General features: G+C 70.0%; 19 protein-coding genes. 10 read left to right on the top strand and 9 right to left on the bottom strand.

Annotated elements, in window-relative coordinates; genetic code table 11:
* Positions 1-24 precede the first annotated feature (24 nt).
* The gene (locus AB0J66_RS47425; RefSeq protein ID WP_364675443.1) at positions 25-2,283 is read left to right on the top strand and encodes a GMC family oxidoreductase; all 2,259 of its coding nucleotides are present in this window, start codon (positions 25-27) and stop codon (positions 2,281-2,283) included.
* On the opposite strand, the gene AB0J66_RS47420 is transcribed toward AB0J66_RS47425, so the two are convergent.
* Genes AB0J66_RS47420 through AB0J66_RS47400 form a run of 5 tightly spaced genes read right to left on the bottom strand, consistent with a single transcriptional unit; the run spans position 2,265 to position 9,682 of the window.
* The gene (locus AB0J66_RS47420) at positions 2,265-4,343 is read right to left on the bottom strand and encodes a cellulase family glycosylhydrolase (RefSeq protein WP_364675441.1); all 2,079 of its coding nucleotides are present in this window, start codon (positions 4,341-4,343) and stop codon (positions 2,265-2,267) included. The two genes, AB0J66_RS47425 and AB0J66_RS47420, sit on opposite strands and share 19 nt — an antisense overlap.
* A complete protein-coding gene (locus tag AB0J66_RS47415) occupies positions 4,340-6,643 on the bottom strand; it encodes a glycoside hydrolase family 2 TIM barrel-domain containing protein (RefSeq protein WP_364675439.1) in 2,304 nt (767 codons plus the stop codon). Before AB0J66_RS47415 ends, AB0J66_RS47420 begins: the two co-directional genes overlap by 4 nt.
* Before the next feature lie 17 nt (positions 6,644-6,660).
* Positions 6,661-7,473, bottom strand: coding sequence for a carbohydrate ABC transporter permease (locus AB0J66_RS47410; RefSeq protein WP_364675437.1), 813 nt, complete (start codon positions 7,471-7,473; stop codon positions 6,661-6,663).
* Complete coding sequence (locus tag AB0J66_RS47405) at positions 7,470-8,372, bottom strand: sugar ABC transporter permease (RefSeq protein ID WP_364675435.1); 903 nt, start codon at positions 8,370-8,372, stop codon at positions 7,470-7,472. The genes AB0J66_RS47410 and AB0J66_RS47405 overlap by 4 nt, the downstream gene beginning before the upstream one ends.
* Positions 8,369-9,682 (bottom strand): ABC transporter substrate-binding protein, encoded by a 1,314-nt coding sequence (locus AB0J66_RS47400; RefSeq protein WP_364675432.1) that lies wholly within the window; start codon positions 9,680-9,682, stop codon positions 8,369-8,371. Before AB0J66_RS47400 ends, AB0J66_RS47405 begins: the two co-directional genes overlap by 4 nt.
* A gap of 1,263 nt (positions 9,683-10,945) precedes the next feature.
* Between AB0J66_RS47400 and AB0J66_RS47395 the strand changes: the two genes are divergently transcribed.
* From AB0J66_RS47395 to AB0J66_RS47375, 5 genes are all read left to right on the top strand, one after another.
* Positions 10,946-11,950, top strand: a complete 1,005-nt coding sequence (locus AB0J66_RS47395) for a glycosyl hydrolase (RefSeq protein ID WP_364675431.1) — start codon at positions 10,946-10,948, stop codon at positions 11,948-11,950.
* 80 nt (positions 11,951-12,030) lie between these two features.
* Complete coding sequence (locus AB0J66_RS47390; protein ID WP_364675428.1) at positions 12,031-13,848, top strand: diguanylate cyclase; 1,818 nt, start codon at positions 12,031-12,033, stop codon at positions 13,846-13,848.
* A 380-nt stretch (positions 13,849-14,228) separates the two neighbouring features.
* Positions 14,229-15,482 (top strand): AGE family epimerase/isomerase, encoded by a 1,254-nt coding sequence (locus AB0J66_RS47385; RefSeq protein WP_364675425.1) that lies wholly within the window; start codon positions 14,229-14,231, stop codon positions 15,480-15,482.
* A 40-nt stretch (positions 15,483-15,522) separates the two neighbouring features.
* Positions 15,523-16,464, top strand: coding sequence for a carbohydrate kinase (locus AB0J66_RS47380; protein ID WP_364675423.1), 942 nt, complete (start codon positions 15,523-15,525; stop codon positions 16,462-16,464).
* Positions 16,461-17,399, top strand: coding sequence for a polyhydroxybutyrate depolymerase (locus AB0J66_RS47375; RefSeq protein WP_364675420.1), 939 nt, complete (start codon positions 16,461-16,463; stop codon positions 17,397-17,399). The genes AB0J66_RS47380 and AB0J66_RS47375 overlap by 4 nt, the downstream gene beginning before the upstream one ends.
* Here the strand turns inward: AB0J66_RS47375 and AB0J66_RS47370 are convergent.
* The 3 genes from AB0J66_RS47370 to AB0J66_RS47360 all read right to left on the bottom strand — a co-directional run bounded on the left by AB0J66_RS47370 (position 17,383) and on the right by AB0J66_RS47360 (position 20,798).
* Entirely contained in the window at positions 17,383-18,198 is an 816-nt protein-coding gene (locus AB0J66_RS47370) for a ThuA domain-containing protein (RefSeq protein ID WP_364675419.1), read from the bottom strand. The genes AB0J66_RS47375 and AB0J66_RS47370 overlap by 17 nt on opposite strands.
* Before the next feature lie 35 nt (positions 18,199-18,233).
* Complete coding sequence (locus tag AB0J66_RS47365) at positions 18,234-18,947, bottom strand: HAD family phosphatase (RefSeq protein WP_364675417.1); 714 nt, start codon at positions 18,945-18,947, stop codon at positions 18,234-18,236.
* Positions 18,948-20,291: 1,344 nt separating this feature from the next.
* Positions 20,292-20,798 carry a hypothetical protein gene (locus AB0J66_RS47360; RefSeq protein ID WP_364675414.1) on the bottom strand — a complete coding sequence of 169 codons (507 nt, stop codon included), beginning with the start codon at positions 20,796-20,798 and terminating at the stop codon, positions 20,292-20,294.
* Positions 20,799-21,125: 327 nt separating this feature from the next.
* On the opposite strand from AB0J66_RS47360, the gene AB0J66_RS47355 reads away from it, so the two are divergent.
* Together AB0J66_RS47355 and AB0J66_RS47350 are read left to right on the top strand one after the other, a co-directional pair.
* Positions 21,126-21,731: a response regulator transcription factor gene (locus tag AB0J66_RS47355; RefSeq protein ID WP_364675413.1), complete on the top strand. Its 606-nt coding sequence runs from the start codon at positions 21,126-21,128 to the stop codon at positions 21,729-21,731.
* A gap of 111 nt (positions 21,732-21,842) precedes the next feature.
* Entirely contained in the window at positions 21,843-22,394 is a 552-nt protein-coding gene (locus AB0J66_RS47350) for a hypothetical protein (RefSeq protein ID WP_364675410.1), read from the top strand.
* 104 nt (positions 22,395-22,498) lie between these two features.
* Here the strand turns inward: AB0J66_RS47350 and AB0J66_RS47345 are convergent, their stop codons facing one another.
* Positions 22,499-23,893 (bottom strand): cellulase family glycosylhydrolase, encoded by a 1,395-nt coding sequence (locus AB0J66_RS47345; RefSeq protein WP_364675407.1) that lies wholly within the window; start codon positions 23,891-23,893, stop codon positions 22,499-22,501.
* A 195-nt stretch (positions 23,894-24,088) separates the two neighbouring features.
* On the opposite strand from AB0J66_RS47345, the gene AB0J66_RS47340 reads away from it, so the two are divergent.
* Positions 24,089-25,402 (top strand): solute carrier family 23 protein, encoded by a 1,314-nt coding sequence (locus AB0J66_RS47340; protein ID WP_364675405.1) that lies wholly within the window; start codon positions 24,089-24,091, stop codon positions 25,400-25,402.
* Positions 25,399-26,433, top strand: coding sequence for an urea carboxylase-associated family protein (locus tag AB0J66_RS47335; protein WP_364675403.1), 1,035 nt, complete (start codon positions 25,399-25,401; stop codon positions 26,431-26,433). Before AB0J66_RS47340 ends, AB0J66_RS47335 begins: the two co-directional genes overlap by 4 nt.
* The last annotated feature ends 7 nt before the right edge of the window (positions 26,434-26,440 follow it).

The following is a 26,440-nucleotide window of genomic DNA, read 5'->3' as shown; positions in this document are numbered from 1 at the left end:
GCCGCGATGACGGACCGTGGACGGATGGAACATGTGCACGCCGTCGTCGTCGGCTCCGGGTTCGGGGGTTCCGTCACCGCGTACCGGCTGGCTCAGGCCGGTCGTTCCGTGGTTCTGCTGGAGCGGGGCAAGGCGCATCCCCCCGGCAGCTTCGCCCGCAGCCCGGCCGAGCTGGGCCGCAACTTCTGGGATCCCAGCGCGGGCCTGCACGGGCTGTTCGACGTGTGGTCGTTCCGCGGGCTCGACGGGGTGGTCTCCAGCGGGCTCGGCGGCGGCTCGCTGATCTACGCCAACGTGTTGCTGCGCAAGGACGAGCGCTGGTTCGTGCACGACTCGGCGCTGCCCGGCGGCGGCTACGAGAACTGGCCGATCAGCCGGGCCGACCTCGACCCGCACTACGACGAGGTCGAACGGATGCTGGGCGCGACCGTGTACCCGTACGCCGACACCCGCAAGACCGTCGCCCTGCAGGAGAGCGCGCAGCGGCTCGGTTTGAGCTGGGACAAGCCGCCGCTGGCGGTGGCGTTCGCCGGCGGCCCGGGGGCGGCGGTGCCCACGCCGTACTACGGCAATCTGCACGGCCGGCCCCGGCGCGCGTGCCGGCTCTGCGGCGAGTGCGACATCGGCTGCAACGACGGCGCCAAGAACAGCCTCGACCACACCTACCTGTCGGCCGCCCAGTACCACGGCGCCGACCTGCGGACCCGGTCCGAGGTGCGGACGTTCCGGCCGCTGGCCGGCGGGGGCTACGAGGTGACGTACGTCCACCACGACCCGGCCGCCGAGGGCCACCGCACCGCCACCCGGCGCCTGCCGCCCCGCAAGATCACTTGCGATCGGCTCATCCTGGCCGCCGGCACGTTCGGCACCTCGTTCCTGCTGCTGCGCAACCGGGCCGCGTTCCCGGGCATCAGCACGGCCCTGGGCACCCGGTTCTCCGGCAACGGCGACCTGCTGGCCTTCCTGATGGGCGCCCGCGACCCGAAGGCCCGCGACGGGCACCGCCGCATCGAGGGCAGCCGCGGCCCGGTCATCACCAGCGCCATCCGGGTGCCCGACGAGCACGACGGCGACGGCGCCACCGGCCGCGGCTTCTACATCGAGGACGCCGGCTACCCGGTGTTCGCCGAATGGCTGGTCGAGGCGGCGCGGATGCCCGGCCTGATCGGGCGGGCGGTCCGGTTCGCCCTGGCCCGGCTCCGGGGCCAGGCCAACGTGTCGGCGCTGGTCTCGGCGCTGATCGGTCCCGGGTCGCTCGGCGACGGCTCGCTGCCGCTGCTCGGGATGGGCCGCGACGTGCCCGACGGCGTCATGCGGCTGCGCCGCGGCCAGCTCGACGTCGACTGGAGCATCGCGACCTCGGCCGACTACCTGGACGGGCTCCGCTCGGCCATGCGGTCGATCGCGGACGACCTGGGCGGCCGCTACGTCGATCCGCTGCGGCGGGCCAAGAAGATCGTCACGGTGCACCCGCTGGGCGGGGCGCCGATGGGCCGGCATCCCGGCGAGGGCGTCTGCGACACGTACGGCGAGGTCTTCGGTTATCCGGGTCTGCACGTGCTGGACGGGTCGGTGCTGCCCGGGCCGGTCGGGGCCAACCCGTCACTGACCATCGCCGCCGTCGCCGACCGGGCGTGCGACCACATGCTGACCAGCGAGGTCGCCCACCGGCGGCCGGTGCCCGAGCCGCCGGCCTCGTCGCTGTCGTTCACCGAGGAGATGAAGGGCTTCGTCGCCCGCGGGACGGCCGACCCGGAGGCCGGCGCCGCCGACGGCCGCAAGCTGAACCAGCGCCTCAGCTTCCGGCTGACCATCACCGCCGACGACGTCGAGAAGTTCGTGGCCGACCCGGACCACGAGGCCCGGGCCGAGGGCCACGTCGACTGCGACCTGCTCGGCGGCCGGCTGGAGGTCGAGCGGGGCTGGTTCAACTTGTTCGTGCCGACCGACGACCCGGACGGCCGCCGCATGCTCTACCGGCTGCACCTGGCCGGCGGCCTGACCCTGACCGGCCACAAGGAGGTGCACGACGACCCGGGCGTCGACCTCTGGCGCGACACGTCGACCCTCTACGTGCGCGTCCTCGCCGGGCACGTGCCACCCGGCGAGGACGACTCGGCCGAGACCGTCGCGGCCGGCGTGATCACCATCCACGTCCCGGACTTCCTACGACAGCTCACCACGTTCAAGGTGACCGGCCCACGGCCCGCCCAGACCATGGCCGAGTTCGGCCGGCTGTTCGTCGGCGAGCTGTGGGACGTCTATCACCCGGCGGCCGGGTAGGCGTTCACGTCGTCGACGGTCAGGCGGCCGCCGGCGCCGCCTACGTAGATGGACAACTGGGTGACGTTGGCCAGGTCGAGGGGGCCGGTGGGGGCCCAGGACGGCTGCGTGAACGAGGTGAACGGCAGCCGGGTGGTTCCGGGTGGGAGGGTGGCCTCCCAGTACAGGCCGTTGGCGATGAACTGGATCGAGATGCTGCCGGTGGTGCCGGAGCGGTCCAGCATCAGCTCGAGGCCCTGCTGGCCCCACAGGTCCAGCGGCGGGAAGGTTCGGCTGACGCCCGCGTAACCCGCGGTTCCCGCGGTCACGTCCAATTGCATCGCGTGGCCGGTGCCGGTGGTGACCAGCGTCGGGGTGATGACGTCACCACCGGGGTTGCGCGGGTAGGCGGCGGCGAGGGCGGCGCTGTCGGCGTACGTCTCGAAGTCGTCGATCGTCGCCGGCGCCGTCGGCCGGGGCCGGGTCGTGAAGGTGGCGACCGGCGTGCTCGTGGTGCCGGCCGTGTTGGTGGCGCGGACGCTCCAGTACCACGTGGTGCCCGGATCGAGGCTCTGCGCGAGGGCGTAGGTAGTGCCCGTGGTGGTCTCGCTGATCACCGGGTCGCTCAGATTCGGATTCCGCGAGACGGTCAGCGTGTAGTAGCCCGCGCCCGTGGATGGCTGCCAGGAGAACGACTGCGGCCCGATGACACCGGTGGTGCCCGTCGCCGGTGCGGTCACGGTGAAGGCTGCGGGCTTGTGTTTGGCCGGGGCGGCCCGGACGAAGCGGGGCGCGGATGGCGTGCCGGCCCTGCCCTTGGTGAACGGGATGACGCGGTACCAGGCGTCCCCGTTATTCGTACGGTCCTGCCAGGGTGGGTCATCGTCGGTGAGCAGGCCGCTGTGGGCCGGGCGCCAACTGCCGTACGCGGTCCGGCGCTCGACCCGGTAACCGTCCGCCCCGGCCGCCCCGCGCCATTTCAGGACGTTGATCCCGCCCACCTTGTCGATCCCGGTGATCAGCGGAGCCCCGACCGGGCGGGTCGCCGGTTTCGCGCCGAGAGCCACGGCATAAGCGGTCTGGGCGGCGCCGGCCGGATAGTGGAACGTGAATCCGTCGTCGTGCTGCACGTATCCGTACTGGTCATTGTGGCCGAACAGCGACCACGACAGCATCCCGGTCACGTTGCGGTCGCCGATCAGCGGCTGGAAGAACGCGGCACTGGCCGACGTCGAGGCGTACTCCCCCGCGATGTAGACCTTGCCCGACGCGGCCACCGTCGCCGCGTCGGCCGCGACTTTGGCCGAGGTCGGCGGGTAGTAATGCACGTCGACGATGTCGACATCGGGCGCTGCCAAAGTGTCCGGGTCGATGTCGAAACGCCGGCCGGCCGCGATGAGTTGCCGCGGCGCCCACTCGGAGAACAGCTTGGCGTTCTGGTTGATCCAGTCGGGCGTCATGCCCTCGAGCTCGTTGCCCAGCTCCCACGCCATGACCGTCGGGTCGTCGATCAGCCGTTTGCCGGTCAGCGGATTACGGTGCCGCATGACGTGCCCGACGTACGCCTGATAGTCCGCGATCACCCGCGGATCGGTGTAGAAAGCGCTGTCCGGCAGCCCGTACGGCTTGGTGAAATCGGCGTGGCCGCCGTGGTAATAGGCCCAGTTGTCGGTCAGGGGCAGAACAAGGCGGAGACCCACCTTCCCGGCGTACGCGATCGCGTAGTCGACGGTGCGGAAAGCGTCGTCGTTGTAGCCCGCTTCCTTCGACGGCAGCAGGGTCTTCTCGCTTCCCGAAGAGACCAGCATGTGACTGCGTACGACCGTCAGGCCCATCGCCTTGGCCGTGTCGAGCGCGTCCCGGATGCGGAACTGGGTCGGGTAGTCGACGCCGCCGACATTCTCGTCGAGCCCGAGCCAGTAGATGTTCGTGCCGGCGAAGCGGAATTGCTTCCCGTTGAGGACGAGCTGAGACCCGGCCCGCTTCACGAACGGGTCGGTGTGGGCGGCCGCGGGCGTGGCCATTCCGGTCGTGACGACGATGATGGTCAATGCTGTGGCGAGCAGACGTCTGATTCTCATCGCAGCACCGCCGAGAGGTCGGTGAGCACCCACGGCGCCTTGACCGAGGCCGGGTCGAGGTCGATGGGGGCGCGGACGTGGAAGACGACGGATTCGCCGGGCAGCAGGGTGACGAAGCCGCGGTCGACCGTCGCCTGCGGGTGGATGCGGTCGGCCTGCAGCAGGACGTCGCGGGCGAGGCCGGTGGCCTGCACCCGTACGTCCAGGCCGCCGTCGACCGGTTCGGCGTCCACAGTGAGACCGGGGTCGTCGTACGAGACGTCGTCCGGGAACCACAGGGCGCGCGCGTCGTCGAGCCGGGCCACCAGCGGCCCGTCGGCTTCGGGCACGGGCACGAGGCGTACCGACCGCGCCGGCACCGAGACCGGCGTGCCCTGGTCGCCGATCAGCAGGGTTCCGGTCCACTCGGCCGGGTGGTCGTTGAGGACGGCCACGACCAGGCCGTGGTCGCGGGGCTGAACGGTGAGCGCGCGCTCGGCGTACAGCTCCGGCAGGGCGTGGTAGAGCGGCTTGTACCGGCCGGCGCCGTCGATCGCCGCCCACGAGGTGACCGGCCACAGGTCGTTGAGCTGCCACAGGATCGTGCCGCCGGTGTGCGGCCAGGACGAGCGCCAGTGCTCCACCCCCGTACGGATGGCCCGCGCCTGGTTGAGCTGGGTCAGGTAGTGCCAGGCCTCGGTGCTCGTGGGCGCGGGGAAGTGCGCGGCCAGGCCCCGGGCCAGTTTGCCGTTGCCGTCCTCGGCCTTCTGGTGGTGCAGCACGCCCGGCGAATCGGGCAACAGCGGGTCGTCGGAGACCGCCTCGCGCAGCGTCGTCCAGGCCGGCGGGGCCTGCCAGCCGAACTCGGCCACGAACCGCGGGGTCGAGTTGCGGTAGTTCAGGTAGTCCTCACGGTTCCACACCTCCCACGAGTGGAACGTGCCGTAGCCGGGGTCGTTCGGCAGGTGGTCCCAGCTACCCGACCACGGGCTACCCGCCTGGTAGGGGCGGCTCGGGTCGAGCTCGGCCACGATGGCCGGCAGGGTCTCCAGGTAGTACTTCTCGCCCCAGCTCACGTCGCCCGACGGCTCGTGCAGCCACAGGTTCTCGTTGTTGCCGCTCCACGTGATCAGGCTCGGGTGCGGGGCCAGCCGGGCCACGTTCTCCCGGGCCTCGGCCACCACCTCGGAGAAGAGCGGCTCCTCCTCGGGATAGTCGGCGCAGGCGAACAGGAAGTCCTGCCACACCATCAGGCCCAGCTCGTCGCAGAGCTCGTAGAAGTCGCGGCTCTCGTACAAGCCGCCGCCCCAGACCCGGATCAGATTGAGGCCGGCCGCGGCCGCCTCGCGCAGCCTTCGTTCGTAGCGCTCGCGGGTCATCCGGGACGGGAAGATGTCGTCCGGGATCCAGTTGACTCCTTTGATCTGCACCGGTTCGCCGTTGACGTGGAAGACGAACCCGTCGCCGGTCCGGTCCAGCTCGACCGTGCGGAAACCCGTGCGGCGCTGCCAGCGGTCGAGGACGTCGTCGCCATCCAGCAGCTCGACGGTCAGCTCGTAGAGCGTGGCTTCGCCGTAGCCACGCGGGTTCCACGGCTTCGTGTCTTCCGCTTCCACTACCGCGTGGACCTTTGTTGCGTCGCCTGGGAGGTCCAGGATCGCGATCTCACGCTCGTCCAGCAGTACGCGGGCGCGCAGGTCACGGTCGCGGGTGCGCTCGATGTCGACGGCCAGGTCGAGCTGCCCCTGTGTCGCCAGTGGACGGACCTCGGCGAGACGGGCCGTGCTCCACCCCTCGAGCCGTACGGGGCGCCAGATGCCGGCGGTGACCAGCGTGGGGCCCCAGTCCCAGCCGAACGAGCAGGCCATCTTGCGGATGAAGTTGAAGGGCTCGGGGTACGCGTTCGCGCGCGGGCCGAGCAGATCCCGTACCCGCTCGGCCTCTTTGTAGGCCGACTCGAACCGTACGCTGAGCTTTCCGCTCGCCTTTCCCGTCACGTCGTAGCGGTATGTCCGGTGCATATTGCGGGTCTCGCCCATTTTCTTGCCGCCGAGTTCGACGGACGCCACTGTGTCGAGGCCTTCGAAGACGAGATCGATCCGCTCGTGCTCCGGCCCCGCCCAGGCGATGTCGCGGCTGTACTGCCAATCGGTGCGGCCGACCCAGGCGACCGCTTTCTCGTTGTCGTCGAGGAAGGGATCCGGGATCCGGCCGTCGTTCAGGAGGTCGACGTGTACGCAACCGGGAACGGTGGCCGGCAGCGGGTCGACCCCGTCGGCCCGCACTTCCCAGGCGCCGCCGAGGTTTTGGGCGTGCAGCATGCGCGCGTCCTTCTTTCTCACTTGGTTGCTCCGGCGGTGACGCCGTTGTAGATGAAGCGCTGCAGCAGAAGGAAGACCACGACGGTCGGAATGATCACGATCATCGTGCAGGCGGCGATGGTCTCCCACTGCGCGCCGTACGGGCCCTTGAAGCGGAACAGCGCGGTCGAGATGACGTTCAGCTCGGGCGAGCGCAGATAGAGGAACGGAATGTAGAACTCGTTGTAGACCGCGATGCCCTTGATGATGACGACGGTGGCGATGGCCGGCTTCATCAACGGCAGGATCACCCTGCGGTAGACCGTGAAGCGCGACGCCCCGTCGATCACCGCAGCCTCGTCCAGGCTCTTCGGAATGGACTGGATGAATTGGATGAAGATGTAGATGGAGACGATGTCGGTGCCCAGGAACAGCACGATGGCCGACCCGAGCGTGTCCACCAGGCCCATCGACTTCACGATCTGATAGGTCGCGACCTGGGTCGTCACGCCGGGCACGAGCGCCGCCACCAGGAACAGCCCCAGCACCAGGCGCTTGAAAGGAAAGGAGAAGCGACTGATGGCGTACGCCGCCAGCGTGCCCACCGCGACCGTGCCCACCAGCGAGACGACCAGGATGATGGTGGTGTTCACGAAGCCGCGCAGCATGTGCCCGTTCGTCCAGGCCGTGGCGAAGTTGTCGAAGTTGAACCAGTTCCGCGGCGGAGTCAGCGGCCCGCTGGTCGCGTATTCGGCGTGCGTCTTGAACGAGGCGAACAGCACCACCACAAGCGGAATGAGCACGACCAGCGAAGCGCCGATCAACGAGGCGTACTTGGCGACTTTGCTCATGACAGGGTCACTTCCTCGTCCGGGACGATCCGGCGCTGGATCCACGTGACCAGCAGAACGATCAGCAGCAGAACCACCGCCATGGCCGAGGCCAGCCCGATCTTCCGGAAACCGAAGGCGGTCTGGTACGCCTGCACGACGAAGGTGGCCGTGCCGTTCGCCCCGCCGGTCATGATGAACGGGATCTCAAAAGCCGACAGACTCCCGGAAATGGCCAGGATGAAGGACAGGCTGATGATCCGCTTGATGCCGGGCGCGATGATGTGCCGGAACTGGTGCCACCGGTTCGCGCCGTCGATTTCCGCCGCCTCGTAGATCTCCCCCGGGATGGACTGGATGGCCCCGAGGAACAGCACGAAGGTGAGCCCGGTGAACCGCCAGACCGAGGTGCCGGCCAGCGAGAAGTTCGCGACGTCGGGATCGCCCAGCCACAGCGGGGTGTGGCCGCCGAGCAGCGTGTCCAAGGTGCCGCCGGGCTGGAAGAAATAGAGGAAGACGAAGCCGACGGCGACCCCGTTGAGCAGGTACGGGAAGAAGATGAGGCCCTTGAACAGGTTGCGGAACCGGGTGCTGAACGACAGGATCACCGCGAAATACAGGGCGATGCCGATCTGCACGAACGAGGCCGCGAAGTAGTAGAGGCTGATCAGGAAGACCCGCCAGTACTGCTCGTCGGTGAAGACCCGGACGTAATTGTCCAGCCCGACCGGCTCCATCGTCGGCCGCAGGCCGTCCCAGCTGTGGAAGCTGTACCAGATCATGTTGCCGACCGGCACGTACGTGAACGTGATGAGCAGGATCAGCGCCGGTGCCAGGTAAAGCCAGGGGCTGCTTGTCTTTCGCTTCCTCGTCTTTGTTTTGTCGACCGCAATCGCTCCCTTGAGGACCTGTGCGGTCACTTCATCACCTTGGACTGCGCCGCACCCCACCGCTTGTTCAGGTCGGCGAAGTACGAGTTCTTGTCGCCCTTGGCCGCGCCGCGCGCGATGTCGACCAGCTTCTGCCGGTAGATGTTACCGGTCAGGTCGATCTCCGACTCCTTGATGATCTCGTCCTCCTTGCCGCTGGTCGTCGTCGCGGCCGGGATGCTGAGCAGCTCGACACCGGTGGCCTCGAAGTCCTGGATCACCTTGGGCATGGGCTGACTGAGCGGGGTCGGGATGGCCTGCTGGTCGGCCGCGAAGCCGGACTCGTTGACGAACCAGTCCAGGAACGCCTTGGCGGTCGCCTTGTTCTTCGAGTTCTTGCTGACCGCGGCCGAGTAGTCGCCGGTGATCTGCGCGTGGAACTTGCCGCCCGTCTGGTACGGGAACGGCCACAGCGCGATGTCGTCCGGGCTGACCCCGGAGGTTTTCGCCGCCTCCTGCATCTGCGGCACGGCCCACGAGCCGAGCAGCATGGCCGCCGTCTTGCCGGTGGCCAGCATCGGCTTCGAGTTCTCCCAGTTGGTCGTCAGCGGATCCTTCTCGCTGAGCCCGTCGTGCACGATGTCGTAGAGCAGGCCGTCGGTGAGGTACTGCACCTTGCCGGCGTCCCACGGCGACGCGTCCTGCGGGAACTTGTCGTTGATGTCCAGCTGGTCGAGGATGCCGCGCTGGTTGTTGAACTCGCTGAGCGGCCAGCCATCCTTGTAGTTCGTGTAGTACGGCGTCGCGCCGTTCTGCTTGATCGCCTTCAGCCCGGCAATGAACTCCTCCGGCGTCTTCGGCGGCGCGGTGATGCCGGCGGCGGCCCACACCTTCTTGTTGACCACGAGCCCCTTGGCGATACCACCGAGCGACAGGCCGTAGACCTGCCCGTCGTACGCCTTCTCGTCGGTGAAGCGGTACGTCTTCTTGAGCTCGTCGACGGTGCCGAGCGGCTCGAAGAACTGGCCCAGCTCGTCCCGGGCCACGCTGTTCGGGATCAGCAGGACGTCGCCGTAGTCGCCGCCGCTGAGCTGCGTGGTGACGTCACCCTCGTAGTTGGTGACGCCCTGGAACTGAACGGTCGTCCCCGGGTACTTGGCGGTGAACTTCTTGGCGTACTCCGGCAGCGTCGTGCCGGCCAAATCAGTCCGGTTGGTCAGTACCGTGATCGACCCCTTGACGTCCCCCGAGAAGTCCCCCGCCGACCCCGCGTCGTCGCTCCCCGCCCCACCGGTACACCCGGCAACCAGCGCGATGGTGGCCGCAGCGCCCAAACCAAGAAAGTGCCGTCTATTGATCATGCTGATTCCGTCCACTTTAGGGGGTCCGATCAGGGCGGGTGCTTCACCGCCCGGGTTGGCGCCCAGCATGAGACGCCCGTTACACCCCTGTCAAGATTAGATTACTAATTTATTTTGAAGCCTCATCGCTCCGATGCTGGTGAGCAGGCCCCTCGCCTACCGCCAGAACACCCGGCGCAACCACACACAGGGCGACCGCCCCGACGGGCGCCTCGACGGCACAGCCCGACCACGTGCGATCAGCGGGACTGGTGCAGTCGGCGGGACCGCGCCTTCAGTGCGGCAGCGCAGCCGGTGCGGCCGTTGCGACGAGCGCGGCCGGTGCGGTCAGCCCAGCCCCTGCGGTCAGCACGGTCGGGGCGGCCGGCGCGGTCAGCACGGCGCGGCCGGTGCGGCGCGGCCGGCGCGGTCAGCACGGTGCGGCGCGGCCGGCGCGGTCAGCACGGCGCGGCGCGGCCGGCGCGGTCAGCACGGCGCGGCCGGTGCGGCGCGGCCGGTGCGCGCGGCGCGGCACGGCGCGGCCGGCGCGGTCAATACGGTCAGCCCAGCTCGGCGCGGTCAACGCGGCCGGCGGTCAAGGCAGTCCGGCTTGCGGTCAGTGCGGTCAGTGCGGCGCGGCCCGATCAACACGTCAACAGTCAACACGGTCCGCGCGGTCCGGCTCGCGCGTTTCTTGCCCGAAGGGAAGCGGCGCAGTCCGATCAGGGCGGCACCGTCGGCGTCCCGATGCAGGTGGCGCGGCTTCCCCCGAGCCCGGCGCAATCTGTACCGGCACGACCGGAAGCGCGAATGCAATTTCTGGCGCGGCGCGGCGCAGCTTGGCAACGCCGACGCGGGCGCGGCGCCGCCGCGCATCCCGCCACGCCACCGCGCATCCCGCCACGCCACCGCGCATCCCGCCACGCCGCCGCGCATCCCGCCACGCCGCCGCGCAGCCCGCCACGCCACCGCGCAGCCCGCCACGCCACCGCGCATCCCGCCACGCCGCCGCGCATCCCGCCGAGCCGGGGAGCGGCCCGCTGAGCAAGTTCTGGGCAGCCCGTCGCGGCGCGGCCTCAGTCGATTCGGCCGCCGCCGCGATTGGCGCGGCGCGCGGGCCCGGCCTGTTCAGCGCGTTGGGGCACTCACACAGGCGTACGGCGACGTCCTATTTTAAATTATTTATGTAACTGTTGACACGTTCGAAAGGCGGGGGCTAGACATGGGCTTGCCGTCGATCCCCCAGGCGGTGCCCACTCCGTCCCCCGAGGAGGACCACTCCCCATGAAAGCCCGCCGAATTTCCGTCGCCGCCCTCACGGCGACGCTTGTGGCCACGGTTGCGGTGGTGGCCGCGGTGGCTACCAGCGGCACGGCTGATGCCTTTGCGGCGACGCCGAAGTCGACGGTGATCAACTATCTGAAGTCGATCACCGGGAAGAACATTGTCAGTGGTCAGCACAACAAGGAGCCCGCTACTTCGCCCGGGCAGTACACGCAGCAGGTGCATGACATCACCGGGCAGTGGCCCGGGCTCTGGGGTGGCGACATGATGTTCACCTCGAGCGACGTCGCCAACCGGCAGAGCGTGATCAACCAGGCCAAGACCGAGTGGGCCAACGGGTCGCTGGTCGCGTTGACCTGGCATGCCTGCTCCCCCACGGTCGGCGCCACCTGCAACTTCGACGGTGGCGTCAAAACCGGCATCAGCGACGCGCAGTTCCAGCAGATCGTCACCGGTGGCACCACGCTCAGCAACACGTGGCGCAGCCGGATGGCCGCCGTCGTGCCCTATCTGAAGCAGCTCAAGGACGCCGGCATCCCCGTGCTGTGGCGGCCGTTCCACGAGATGAACGAGACCTGGAACTGGTGGGGCCACCGCCCCGGCGCCAACGGCTCGGCCAAGCTGTTCCAGCAGATGAAGGACTACTTCGACAGCCAGGGCCTGGACAACCTCATCTGGGTCTGGAACGTGCAGGACAACCCGGCCGGCGGCTGGGCCAGCTACTACCCCGGCAGCAACTACGTCGACGTCGTCACCCTCGACGCCTGGTACAAGAACTACCCGTCGAGCAGCGACTACTCGCAGATCCAGTCGATCGCCGGGAGCAAGCCGATCGCGATCGCCGAGATGGGCAAGGTCCCGACGGCGGCCCTGCTCGACAGCCAGCCCAAGTGGGCCTGGTTCATGATCTGGTCGGAGCAGCTGCGCGGCAGCAACAGCAACGCCGAGATCCAGGCCTCGTACTTCCTGCCCCGCGTGTTCAACCAGGGCGAGGTCAAGCTCTGACCCGAGGCGGCCCGGCGTCCTCCCGCCGGGCCGCCTTTCTCATCTCGCTCGGCGACCGGCCGATGAGGTGAGGAATGAACGTGACCAAAACCCGCGACCCGGTGCTGACCGGGCTGCTCGCCGTGGCCGCGCTCGTCCTGTTCGGCTATCTGCTGCCGTTCGGGGGCAGCTGGCTGCGGCTGGCCGCGTTCTGGCCGATCCAGGTCGCGCTCGACGTCGTCATGATGGTCGGCGCCTACCGCGTGGTGCGGGTGCCCGGCATCCCGGCCACGACACGGCGGTTCTGGCGTTCCATGGCGCTGGCGGGCGGGCTTCTCACCCTCGGTGACGGTGCACAAGCCGTACAGAACCTGGGCTTGATCGGTCCTGAGATCCTCGCCTCCGGCAATGTGCAACTGGCCCTGGTCGCGGCGGGCGTGTGCTGCCCGGTCTGGGCCATGCTGACCCACCCGATCCGCGGCCTGCGCCGGGAGCGGCTGCGGTTCTGGCTCGACGCCGGCGCCACGATGATCGCCGCCGCCGTGTTCGTGTGGACCCTGCTGGTGCCCGACGTCGGCCGGCTCGGCGGCCCGGAACTGCTGCTGTTCACGGTCAGCGCGGCCGTGCTGCTGGTGGCCGCCTTCGGCGTCGTCAAGCTCGTGCTGGCGGCCAACCCGCCGTTCACCCCGGCCGCCGCGTTCAGTGGCGGGCTGGGCGCCGCGCTGGTCGCCGCCGGCATCGTCGTGCCACCGCCGGCCGAGGAGTCCTGGTCACTGCATTTCTTCATGGCCAGCCGGCTGCTGCCCTGCGTGCTCTTCGCCGCTTGCGCCAGGTTCCAGGAGCTGGGCGTACGCTCCGGCGGTGACGTCCGGCCGTCGGGGCGCCGGCACAGTCGCGTGCCGTACGCGGCGGCCGCCGCGGCCCAACTCCTGATGATCGTGCTGCTTCTCCGCTCCGGCCTGCCCGCGCCCCTGGCCGGCGGCGTCATCGGGGTGGCCCTGGTGACCACCCTGATCATCGCCCGTCAGCTGGTCACCTTCGCCGACGTCGACACCCTGGTCACCGAGGTCAGCCGGCAGGAGCAGCGGTTCCGCGCGCTCGTCCGGTTCTCCTCGGACGTGACCCTGATCGTCGACCGGGCGGGCCTGTTCACGTACGCCAGCCCGGCCCTGCAGCGCGTCCTCGGCCGAACCCCGGAATCCCTCATCGGCACCCGCCCGTCCGAGATCGTCCACCCCGACGACCTGCCCCTGATGCAGGACGTCGCCCTCCGCTCGGCCGCCGACCCGGAGATCGGCGTGCCCTGGCGCGCCCGCGTCCGGCACAGCGACGGCACCTGGCGCTGGCTGGAACTGGTCAGCACCAACCGCCTGGACGACCCCAGCGTCGGCGGTTTCATCGCCAACGCCCGCGACATCACCGAAGCCCGCGGCCTGGAACTCCAGCTCCGTCACCAGGCCACCCACGACCAGCTCACCGGTCTGGCCAACCGCCTGCGCTTCACCGAGGAACTCGACCGGATCGCCCACGGCCCGGCCGAGACCACCGGCATGCTGGCCATCGACCTCAACGACTTCAAACCCATCAACGACACCCTCGGCCACCAGGCCGGCGACGAAGTCCTGGCCACCGTCGCCCGCCGCCTGACCGCCTGCGTCCGCGACACGGACCTGGTCGCCCGCCTGGGCGGCGACGAGTTCGCCATCATCCTGCACCCCGTCACCGCCACCGAGGCCGAGACCACGGCCGCGAGGGTCCGCGCCGCCATCGCCGCCCCCATGCCGATCGCCGGCCAAGAGCTCACCGTAGGCGCCAGCATCGGCGTAGCCACCGGCCCGTCGGCCGCCGCCGGCACGCTGCTCGAAACCGCCGACACCGCCATGTACGAAACCAAGCGCGACGCCAAGGTGAGCCGCTGACCAGCTGTTAAGCGGGCAGAAAAGCCCGACCACCCTCCTGCGGCGATCACGGCGCGAGCGACTTCGCCCTGCGCCGCTGCCGCCGGCCTGCCGCTCACGTTGTGACCCTCCGGCCGCGCTTTAGCCCCGGCCACCAGCCCCTCGCCCCGTGCCGCCAGCCCTCCGCCCGCGCCCTGAGCCCCAGCCGCCAGCCCTCCACCCGCGTCTCGGCCCCTGCCGCCAGCCCTCCGCTCACGCTGGGGCCCTACCGCTAGCCGCCGCCCTCGCTTAGGCCCTGCCGCCCTCCGCTCGGTCATAAATTAGATTAATAAACTAATGTTGACATGATCGGTGTTGGAACTTCATGCTGGGCGCAGTCTTCAGCGAAGGAGTTGGACCCGTTGACGCTCGACCTCAGCTGGCTTCCCCAGGAAACGGGGCGCCTGCTCAACTTCGGCCGGGAGTTCCCGCATCCGCTTGGTGGGGCGGCCTGGCTGCGGGTGGATGGCACGCCTGATCTCGACCGGCCGGTGCTGACCTGGATCACGGCGCGGATGGCCCATGTCTACAGTCTCGCCGATCTGCTCGGCGTGCCGGGGGCCGGGGCGCTCGCCGACGCCGCCTTCGCCGGCCTGACCGCGGCCGGGGCCGGAACCGGGGCCGGAGCGGGGGCTGAGCCCCGCGGACCGGTCCTGCGCGATCGCAGTCACGGTGGCTGGCATCCCTCAGTCGACCGCGACGGGAAGCCGGCCGCCGGCGAGTCCTGTTACGACCACACCTTCGTCGTTCTGGCCGCTGCCTCGGGCACCCTGGCCCAGCGGCCCGGAGCGCAGGAGCTCCTGGACGAAGCGCTGGCCACTCTCGTGCAGCGGTTCTGGGACGCCGAGCAGGGGATGTTCGCCGATGAGGGGGACACCGGGTGGGAGCGTCTCGACGACTACCGCGGGCTGAACGCCAACATGCACGCGGTCGAGGCGATGCTGGCCGCCTACGACGTCACGGGCCAGAAGGAGCACCTGCATCGGGCGCTGAGCATCACCGAGCGGGCCGTCGGCTGGGGCCGCGAGCACGGGTGGCGGCTGCCCGAGCACTACGACGCCCAGTGGAGGCCTCGGCTCGACTTCCACAGCGAGCAACCCCAGGACCCTTTCAAGCCGTACGGAGCCACGGTCGGTCACGCCCTCGAATGGTCCCGCCTCATCCTGCACCTCGAGGCCACCCTCGGGTCCGCGGCCGGCGAGTGGCTGCGGCCGGCGGCGAAGTCCTTGTTCGCGCAGGCCGTCGCGGACGGGTGGGCGGTCGACGGCGCGCCGGGCTTCGTCTACACCACAGACTGGAGAGGTACGCCCGTGGTTCGGCAGCGAATGCACTGGGTGGCGGCCGAGGGGATCGCCGCGGCCGCCGCCCTGCACCAGCGCACCGGGGAACCGGTCTACGCCGAGTGGTTCGCGATCTGGTCCGCGTACATCCGGGAGCACTTGATCGACCGCAAGCTGGGCTCCTGGTGGCATGAGCTCGACACGGCCAACCGCCCCGCCGAGGCGACGTGGCCGGGCAAGCCCGATCTCTACCACGCCGTGCAGGCCACACTGATCCCGCGCGCTCCGCTGACCCCCGGCCTGGCCGCCGCCTGCGCGAACGGCGCGGTGCGGTGAGGCGGTTCCTGGCCGCCGCGAATCCGAGCGGAGCCGCGCGATGAGGCGGTTCCTGATCGCGGGCGAGTCGATCCTCGACGTCATCGCGGAGCCGGGTGGCCGACGCCGCGAGCTGCCCGGCGGCAGCCCGGCCAACGTGGCCGTCGGTCTGGCCCGGCTCGGCCACGACGTCGGCCTCTGGACCCACATCGGCGCCGACCCGGCCGGCGTCCTGCTGCGCGACCACCTCACCACTTCCGGTGTCGAGCTCCTGGCCCCCATCGCCGGCGTGAGCTCCCGGGCCGTCGCCGAGATCCGGCCCGACGGCTCGGCCCGCTACGACTTCTCCGTCGGCTGGCCGGACATCCCCGCCCCCACCACACCGGCGACCCACCTGCACACCGGCTCGATCGCCGCCCTCATGACCCCCGACATCGAGAAGCTCCTACGAGAACGCCGCCCCACCACCACGATCAGCTACGACCCCAACATCCGCCCGGCCCTCGCGGGCGACCACGCCACCGCCCGCGCCCGGGTCGAACGCCTGGTCGCCCTGAGCGACGTCGTCAAGGCCAGCGACGAGGACCTGGCCTGGCTCTACCCGAACAAGACGCCCCTCGAGGCCGCCCACCGCTGGCAAGCCACCGGACCCGCTCTGGTCTGCGTCACCCGCGGCGAGCACGGCGCCTTCACCGTCACGGAAAACTTGCACGTGACCATCCCGCCCACCCCAGTCGACGTCATCGACACCGTGGGCGCCGGCGACGCCTTCATGTCGGGCCTGCTGGACGCGCTACACGCCGGCAATCTGGTCGGCGTAAATCACCATGGCGACGCCGATCAACTGGGCGCTGAGAGGGCACCCGGCCGCTCCCGACTGTGGACCATCACCGGCGACCCGCTTCGCGACGTTCTCGAGCGTGCGGCGCTCGTCGCCGCCCTCACGGTCGCGCGAGCCGGCGCGTCACCACCGACCCGCGCCGAGCTGAGAGGATTCGCATGAGAAAGCTTGCCTCGGCTTTGATCGCATTGTCGGTCTGTGCGCTGGCCGCGGTGCCGGCCTCGCCCGCCTCCGCCACCTCCCTTACCTGCCGGCGCACCCTCGGGCCGGGCGAGCACACAATCAGCGTCCCGTTCCAGGGCCGCGACTTTCCGGTGACCGTGTACGTCCCCGCCCGCGCCCGCCCCGCCGATCGCCTACCCGCGATCCTCAACCTGCACGGCACCCAGAGCACCGGCGCCGGCCAACTTGCGTACAGCAATATGAAGCAAGCCGCCGACGCCGACCACTACCTGGTCCTGGCGCCCTCGGGCGCCCTCCCGGCCGCCGGCGGCTTCGCCTGGAACGTCCCCGGCGTCGTCACGCCCCCGCCCGGCGCCCGCGACGACATCGCCTTCCTCGGCCGGGTCATCACCACCGCGACCAGCGAGCTCTGCGTCGACCGCACCCGCATCTACGGCACCGGCTACTCGGGCGGCGGCCGGATGATCTCCGCCTTCGCTTGTCAACGGCCGCAACGCCTCGCCGCCATCGCCCCCGTCGCCGGTCTGCGCGCCGGCCGGCCCGATCCAGCCGACCCCACGAGACCCGACCCGGCCTCGTGCAGTCCGGCCCGTCCGGTGCCCGTGATCGCCTTCCACGGCCGCCAGGACACCACCAATCCGTACGAGGGCGGCGGCTCGGAGTACTGGCGCTACTCCGTGCCCGCCGCCCTGCACCGATGGACCGAGCTCAACCACTACCGGGCCCGCCCGCGGGCCACCCCGCTCACCTCAGGGGTCACGAGGATCTCGTACGGACGGAATGCCGTCCTCTACGCGATCGCGAACGGCGGGCACACCTGGCCCGGCAGGCCGATCGACAACGGCAACGGCCCGGTCACCCACGAGATCGACGCCAACCGCCTGATGTGGCGGTTTTTCAGCGGCCGCAGTTGAAGCGCTCGACGCCGGCCGCCATGCGGATGCCGCCGAGGATGTGGGCCAGCAGCAGCGGGTCGGAGTAGTACTCGGCCTTGTGGCCCATCGCGGTGTAGAACGCGCGTCCACCCTGGTACGGGTGGCACCACGAGATGGGGTGGTGGGGGCCCATGCCGGGTGAGCCTTCGGGAACGCTGTAGCCGCGCGGGTCGTACGTGCTCTCGTCCACTTCGGCCAGGACCCGTACGGCGCCTCGGGGGTTGGTCCGGAAGTTGTACCACTCCTCCTCGCGCTCCCACCGGCGCGGCAGCGGGCGAGTGGCGGCGGTGTCGCGGGTGAGCACCTTGACCGTGGCCACCTGGAACTGGTCGTTGACGCCGCCCGGGTGGTCGCGGAAGTAGGCGCCGACCAGGCCGCCGTACCAGGCCCAGTCGTACTCGGTGTCGGAGGCGGCGTGGATGCCCGCGTAGCCGCCGCCGTGCCGGATGTAGCGCTCGAAGGCGGCCTGCTGGGCGTCGTTGAGCACGTCCCCGGTGGTGCTGAGCCAGATCACGACGTCGTACTTGGCCAGGTTGCGGTCGGTGAACGCGGCCGCGTCCTCGGTGGCGTCGACGCGGAAGTGGTTCCGGGCGCCGAGCTGCTGGATCGCGGCCACGCCGGCCGGGATCGAGTCGTGCCGGAAGGCCGCGGTCTTCGAGAAGACCAGGGCGCTGAACCGTTGATGGTGATGATGTCCGGATGCCGCCGCGGGACCGGCAGCGCCGGCGAACCCCACCGCCACGACTACCGCCAGCAGAAATCTGAGCACGACCCGCATGACCCCTCCTCGACGTTGGAGCGCAGGATCGAAGCCTATGACTTTTTACTGGAGAGAGGAAAGTACCCGGGGCGAGCGACCAAAGTTGGCAGATCCGCCATGGAAGTGAAGATGTGGGTGGCTCCGGCGCCCAGCAGCGCCTCGGCCGGGTGGTGGGCCGGGCTGTCCGGCGGGCAGAAGCCGAACACCGTCGCACCGGCCGCGACGCCCGCGGTCACGCCGGGAACCGTGTCCTCGACGACGGCGGCCCGGGTCGGATCGATGCCCAGGAACGCGGCCGCGGCCAGGTAGACATCGGGCGCCGGCTTGCTGTGCGGCTGGTCCATGCCGCTGAACATCTTGCCCGCGAAGACCCGGTCGAGGCCCACCTTGCGCAGCTGCAACTGCACCTTGCCGAGGTCGGCCCCGCTGGCGCAGGCGATCCGCCCACCCATCCGAGTGTTGATCTCCTCGACCGCGGCCACCGCCCCGGGGATCGGCTCCAGCGACAACACCAGCGCCTCGTTGCGGCGATCACGGAACTCCGCCAGCCACTCCTCGGTGACGACGAAGCCGGTGTGAGCGGTGATGATCGCGGTCTCGTCGCGCAGGGCCCGCCCCACGAAGAGCCGGAAGCAGTCCTCCTGGCTGATCGCCCACCCGAGCTCATGCAGCATCACCCGAAGAACCCCGTTCGTGATGCTCTCCGAGTCGACCAGGACCCCGTCGCAGTCGAACAGGACAGCATCGAAAGATCCCGGCTCAGCCATGCCCGCGACCCTACCTGGGACGACATAAGCCCTGATCACGAGCCCGCAAAAGTGTCACGCCGGTCGCGTGTCAGCCCGCTTCGGTAGGGTAGACCGATATCGATGGACCAACGTGGGAGGTGGATCATGCGCGGCAGTACGGCGGCTCGCCCCGCGACCCGCCTCCTGCTCATGATCACCGTGGCCGCGGCCGCCTGGCTCTTCCTGGCCGCCTTCGACCACGCCGCCCGAGCCGACGACAACCCCATTTCAAATGCGCCGGTACGCCCCGTCAGCACCGCAGTCCACGAAGGTGTTGACACCAACTCCAAGGTCTCCGCCCCGGCCGCTCAGGAGCATCCGGCTCCGACGACCAAGAAGCTGACAACTCCGGCCAAGAAGTCACTCACCACTCCCCGCCCGAAAGCGCAAATGGCGTCGGCCCCACCCACGGCCAAGACCAGGGCGGCGGTACGGCCCAGCGCAGCCACGAAGACGACGGCACGCCAGAGCAAGGCCACCGGGGTGACGAAGACCGCGGCCCGGCACAACGAGACCACCGGGAAAGCGACGACGGCGGTTCACCGCAGCGAGGCCGCCGGGAAGGCGACGACCGCGGTGCGGCACAGCGAGGCCGCCCGGAAGACACAGACCGCAGTTCGCCGCAGCATGGCCGCCGGCAAGGCAAAGATCACGGCCCGGCACAACGAGGCCTCCGGGAAGACGCAGGCCGCGGCGCGGCACAGCGGGGCCGTCCTGAAGACGCAGGCCGTGGTTCGCAACAGCGAGGCTGCGGGGAAGACACGGACCGTCGTTCGCAACACCGAGGCCGCCGGGAAGGCGACGAGCGCAGCTCACCACAGCGAGACCGCCCGGAAGGCGGCGGCCGCAGCTCACCACAGCGAGACCGCCCGGAAGGCGGCGGCCGCGGGTGGTCACAGCGGAACTGCTGGGACGCGCGTGGCGGTAGCCGCTGGGGTCGAGCGGGCGAAAGACTCTGGACTGACGTCGGGCGATGGCCGGCGCGGGCTTCCCGGCGCCGAGGCGACAGCCCGGGTAGCTGAGGCCGTCCCGAGCGAGGGAGTTGCGGCGAAGAGCCACGATCCTGCGATTACAGCCGTCCGGCCAACGCTGCGGGCAGCAACGACAACGGTGACCGGGCGAGTAAGGGCATCCGGAATCGCGGCGACCAGCGATGTGCTCGCCACAGTGGAACGGACCGGGCGAGCCACGACGACTGTTCTGGCCGAGCAGCTGAGGGTTCTGGAGCTTTCGCCAGCCAGCGGCACGCTCACCTCTGTCGAGCAGATCGCGCGTGGGGGCACGGTCGCCGTGACCGGGCCGCTGAAGGTTTCTGCGCTCAACTCACTTGATCGAACGGCGCTGGGTGGTCTGAGCGAGCAAACGCAAGCCTTGACACTGCGGGCTCAGGGCGACGTGTTCGCTCGTCGCATGATGGTGGCCCTGGCGGACTGTCCCGCTCAGCCGGTCGCGGGCTCGCTGCCTGAGCTTGCCGCGCCGCGGCCGATCGTGCTGCCGGAGCTTGCCGCGCTGCGGCCAGTCCGAGCCGGGCAACAGATCGTGGCCGGGCAACAGGTCGGAGCCGGGCAACAGATCGTGGCCGGGCAACAGGTCGGAGCCGGGCAACAGGTCGGAGCCGGGCAACAGGTCGGAGCCCGGCAAGAGACCGTGACCGAGCAACAGGCCGGGGCCGGGCAACAGATCGTGGCCGGCCAGCAGGTCGAAGCCGGGCAGCAGGTCCCGGCTGGGCGGTTGACCGCGGCTCTTGTGGCGATGGCTCCCTCCGAACGGCTCGGGGTCTCGGACGCCGGAGGCCGAATCGGGCTCGGTGACCAGGCGGCCGGTGGGCACGGGCGGGCCGGGGTGAGTCCCGGGCCGGGCACTCCCCCGGTGCCCGCTGGGCCGGGGAAGAACGGCGAGGCCGGGGCGGGGCATGTGCGGGACGCCGGTACTGGCGGTGGGCCTTCGGTGGGCACTGTGCCGGGGGCGTGGCGGGTTGAGTTTGCGGGCGCGGTGGGCGCTCTTCCGGCGAGTGTGAACACCTCCGGGCGTACGGTCCGGTATAGCGGTCCTCCCAGCTGATTCGCGGGCGCGCCGGTGTTGTGACCCGGCGACGCGTCCTCGGCCGGTCCCCTCGAGCGCGGCCGGTCCTTCCGCGAAAGTGGCTGGGAGGCCATTGTGATCCGCATTCTGCTTGTCGAACCCATGAATCTGTTGCGCGGCGCCCTGGCCGCGACCCTGTCCCTGGAAGAAGACCTTGCCGTCGTGGCCGAGCTGGGTGACCTCGAGGAGGCGCCGGCCATGGCTCGAGCCGTACGGCCGGATGTGGCTGTCGTCAACGTCGATCTGCTGGCCGGTGATGGGCTGCGGCTGTTCACGCGCCTCGGGGCCGAGCAGCCCGGCTGCGCCATGCTGGTGCTGGCCGGGCCGGACGCGCCGGGCCAGCTCAACCGGGCCCTGGACGGTCACGTTCGGGGCGTTGTCGGCACCGGGGCCGCGCCTTGCGAGCTGGTCAAGGCCGTACGGAAGGTGGCGCACGGGGAGCGCGTCATCGACGCCGACTTAGCCGTGGCCATGGTGGCCGCGCCGCGCAGTCCGCTGTCGGAGCGGGAGCTGGACGTGCTCAGCGTGGCCGCCTCGGGTGTGCCCTCGGCCGAGGTGGCGGCCAAGCTGCATCTGACGGCCGGGACGGTTCGCAACTACATCTCGGTGATCCTGCAGAAGACCGGGGCCCGCAACCGTCTGGAGGCGGTCCGCCTGGCCGAGAACGCGGGCTGGCTGTGACAGCGAGGGTGACTTTTGTCAGGGAGGCCGATGACTGCGGTCACTGGGGAGCGCCCCCGCGGACATCGAAGCTGGTTGGTGTAGACGGATCCCTCAACCGCAGGAGGAACCATGACACACCGGCAACGGCTCACCATGGTCGTCGTAACCGTGCTGGCCGCCTTAGGGCTCGCCACCTTGGGTGCCGCCCCGGCGAACGCCGCCCCGCCGGCCGCCACCCTCGCCGCTGTCCCCAGCACCCCGGTCACCGGCACCTTCACGGATGCCGCGGGCAAGACCGGCACCTTCGCCGGCAGCTTCACGCCGACGAAGTTCGCCTCGCAGAACGGCAACCTGGTGGCCACCGGCACCCTGACCGGCACGCTGACCGACTCGGCCGGCACGAACCTCGGCACCGTCAACCAGGCTGTGACCGCGCCCGCCGTGGTCGCCCGGGCCACCTGCCGGGTCCTCGATCTGGTGCTCGGCCCGCTGCACCTGGACCTGCTCGGCCTGACCGTCGACCTGAACCAGCTGCACCTGGTCATCAACGCCGTCTCCGGCCCGGGCAACCTGCTGGGCAACCTGCTCTGCGCGATCGTCGGCCTGCTCGACGGCACGCCGACCGCCGGCCAGCTGGCCGCGATCCTCAACTTCCTGCTGGCCCTGCTCGGCCAGCTGTAAAGCTGCCCTGCTCAGCCGGCCAGGAAAGGCCGGAGCAGCCGCCCTCCGCCAAGGGCGGCTGCTCCGTGCGACGAAGCGACAAAGCGACAAAGCGACAAAGCCCATCAGGAGATCGCAACGTCGTCGTAGTACACAGTGCCCGAGTTGTCCCCGGACTTGAGATGCAACTGAACGCTCGCCGCCCCGGCCGGCGCAAAAGCATCCACGGAGAGCTTCGTCCACCCCGTATTGCCCACCGGCAACCGGTTGGACGTGTTCTGGCTGATCCACGTGCCGTTGATGTCGAACCAGCTGAGCGCGATCTCGGTGATCCCGGTAGCGGCCACCCCCCGGGCGTACGCCTCGGCATGCCACGGCAATCCGGGCTGGACCGGCGTGACGGGCGAGGTGAGCAGCGAGGGCAGGTTGCTGCCGGAGCGGGTGGTCCCGGAGAACCGGGCCGCCTGCGTCCCCGTACGGGGCGAGTCTGTGCTGATGACGGCGGAGCCGGCCTGGGGTTGGTAATTCCGCCAGGGCGAGTTGATCGCCGGGGCCTCGAACCCGAGGTTGAGAATGCTGTTGGTGGTCGTCCCCGACCAGCCGGTGGTGACCACCGATGCGCCGATCTTGGCCGTGCCGTCGGTGCGGTAGAGGCCGAACTTGTACTGCGCGGGCTGGGTCGACACGCTCGAGTTGGGCGGAATGGCGCCGGCGGCGAAGTCGTTGAGCGTCCACGGCGCGACCGAGTTGATGCCGGCCTCCTGGGCCGCCCGGAAGACGCGGGCCAGGTACGCGCCCTGCTCGCCCTCGGTGCCGGAGACGGTGCTGACGCCGGTCTCGCCGACGACCACCGGGGCCGGGGCGACGGCGGCCTGAGCCCGCCAGATCTCGGCCAGGGCGCGCTCCGAGGCGCCGTAGAAGTGGAAGTCGTAGAAGTCGAGCGGCGTGCCGGCGAGCTGGGTCTTGAGCGTGCCCATGCCGGTGGCGCCGCTGGTGCCGTCGACGGTCAGGGTCAGCGGCATCGTGGGCGCGACCGAGCGAAGGGCGGGAATCAGCGCGCGGGCCCAGTTCATCGCCGTGGCGTCGTTCGGCGGGATCTCGTTCTTGAGCTCGACCGCGATCACCCGGGGGTCGTTCGCGTACGGCGTCACTATCGACTGGGCCCAGCCGATGCTGTTGGTGACATCGGAGTAACCCGACCACCAGTCGAACAGGGTCAGCTTGACGTCGAGCCCGTTCGCGTCGGCCAGGTCGACGAAGGTGCTGAGCTCCTGGGTGTACGTGGCGGAGGGCGCCGGGTAGCCGAAGGTCTGCGGGAAGACGATGGCCCGGACGGTGTCGGCGCCGAGCGCGGCCGCCCGGTTGAGGTCGGCGTGGATGCGCACGACGTCGAAGTTGGTCCACATGAAGGTCCAGCCGGCGTTCGACGGGTAGTAGTTGATCGTCTTCGCGGTCTGCACCTGGGCCATCCGCGAGGCCAGGGTGGGCGCGGCGGCGTGGGCGGGTGCGGTCGGCAGCATCACCGCCAACAGTACGGAGGCAGCCAGGAGCGTGGCGCGAAAGCGCGTTGTGGACATGCGGGACCATGCCTTCAAAGGGGGGAGGGGGTGCGCGCAGCAATGCGCGAGCGGCCGCCGAGCGGCATAGATGACGATAATTGCTACGGTGCGTGATCGGAATGGCTACCGTGTGCCAAAGCCGTAGTATCGATCATTGTGAATGCCGAACGGATTCTCGACGTCGGATTCGATGAGCGCGTCGCGCCCCCCAAACTTCTGCTCTTCGCCGTGCAGCACCTGCTGACCCTGTCCGCCATCTGGGTCTTCCCGGTGCTCATCGGCATCACCCTCGGCCTCGCCACCGGCGACGTCACCCACATGATCCAGGCGTCGTTCCTGCTGGCCGGGGTAGTGACGGTCCTGCAGTCGAGCCGGATCGTCCGCCTGCCGATCGTGCAGGGCCCGACCGCCGCGTTCTTCGCCGCCCTGCTCGCCGTGGGGGCCACCTACGGGCTCGACGCCGCGTACGGCTCCATGGTCGTGGCGGGCTTGATCTTCATGGTCCTGACCGTGCCGGTGGGGCGGTTCGGGGTGCTGATCCACGTCGTCCGCTTCGCCACCGACCCGCTGGTCTTCGGCACCATGTGCGTCATCATCGGGGCCCAGCTGGCCACGCTCGGCCTGCCCGGCTGGTTCGGCGCCGAGGGACAGCCCGGCTACGGCTGGGACCTGTTCTGGATCGGCCTGGTCACGCTGGTCGTCGTCGTGGCCTGCCTGCTGCTGGGCGGCGACACGCTGGTCCGGCGGGCGGCCGTCATCATCGGCATGGTCGTCGGATCCGTACTGGCCGCGGTGACCGGCCTGTGGAGCACGCCCGACCTGTCCGGGGTCTCGTTCGTCGGGCCACCGTCGCTGCTGCCGTTCGGCTTCGCCGTGCAGTGGCCGGCCGTGCTGCTGATGCTGCTCGCGTTTCTCGAGTCGAGCGCCGAGGCCGTCGGCATGTACACCCTGGTGTCGCGCTGGGGCGGCACCGAGCTGACCCGCAACCGAATCAACCGGGGCCTGTTCACCGAGTACGTGGGCTCGGTTGTGGGCGCGCTGTTCGGCGGGATCGGCACCGCCTCGTACCCGGAGAACGCCGGCATCGTCCGGGTCACCCGGGTCGGCAGCCGCTTCGTCACCATGACGGCCGGGATCATCGCCATCGCCCTGGCGTTCCTGCCGGTCTTCAGCGCCTTCGTCGCGGGGCTGCCCGGGGCCGTGCTGGCCGCCGCGTCCACCGTGCTGTTCGGGATCATCGCGATGAGCGGCATCCAGATGATGAGCGGGGTGGAGTGGGACGACCTCAACATCACGGTCGCCGGCACCGCGTTCATCCTCGCCCTCGGCGGTCAGTGGCTGCCCGAGGCGATGGTGGCCACCATGCCCGACTGGGTCCGGGCGCTGGTCACCACCCCGATGATGTTCGGCGCGGTGCTGCTCATCGTGCTCAACGCCGCCGTCAACTACGGTCTGCGGCCCCGCCTGTGATCACTCTCCGTCTCAACCACCAGCAGCGCGACTTCCTGCAGGCCGTCGCCGACCGCTCGTCGAGCGACATCCCCGCCCTCGTGCGCGACGCCCTGGATTCCGCGCCCGTTTTCCGCCCCGGCCCGGCGCTTCCTTCAAGATCAACACCATCCGGCCGTACGCCCGTGAGCGCGCACATCCTCCAACCCGGCACCGGCCGAGCGCTTGAGGTGGCCGCAGGACAGGTGATCCGGATCGAGCAGATCGAAGGCCACCAGTGCGTCGACCTCAACGTCTTCTCCCTGGCCGACCCCCGCGAGCGCCTGCACGTCGGCCGCACCCGAGGCATACACGGCCCGCACCCGGGACCGGGCGACGTGCTGTGGTCCAACGCCCCCTGGGAACGCCCGATCATGGCCATCATCGGTGGCAACGCCACCACGGACACCCAGTTCCCGTTCTGCAGCCGCCTGATCTACAGCGCCTTCTTCGGCCTGCACGACCGGACCAACTGTCAGGAGATCCAGAACGAGGCCCAGCGGGAGTACGGACTCGCGCCGTGGGACCTGCACGAGTCGCTCAACCTGTTCATGAACACGGAAGGGACGGTCATCCACCGCAACCGCGCCCGCCCCGGCGACCACATCGAGCTCTACGCGCTCCGCGACGTGCTGGCCGTCCCCAACGTCTGCGGCGACGACCTCACCAACTGCAGCAACTTCGGCCTGCGCCCGGTCCGCGTCACCCTCGAGCCGGGCTCGCCGGCCGACGCCGTGGCCGCCCGGCAGGCCGTGGACCGGTCCGTCGTCCTCGGCCTGCCGGCTTCCCGCGAGGTGCCCGGCGCGCGGCCGCTGCGGCGCGACCCCACCTACGTGGCCGCGTTCCCGCACCTGCCGCTGCGCACCGCCGACGTGCCGATCGACGTCCTCGCGCCCCGCTTCGCCCAGGTCAAGAACACGCAGCTGTACGGGGACGACGACGCGGCCGCCCTGCGCGACATCGTCCTGTCCTTCGCCATCGACCGGCTGGGCGCCTTCGACGGCAACGGCTGACGGCCTG

Source organism: Actinoplanes sp. NPDC049598, from assembly GCF_040675435.1.
Taxonomy (GTDB): Bacteria; Actinomycetota; Actinomycetes; order Mycobacteriales; family Micromonosporaceae; genus Actinoplanes.
The sequence above is the reverse complement of the archived record's forward strand: the minus strand, read 5'-3'. Positions and strand labels throughout refer to the sequence as shown.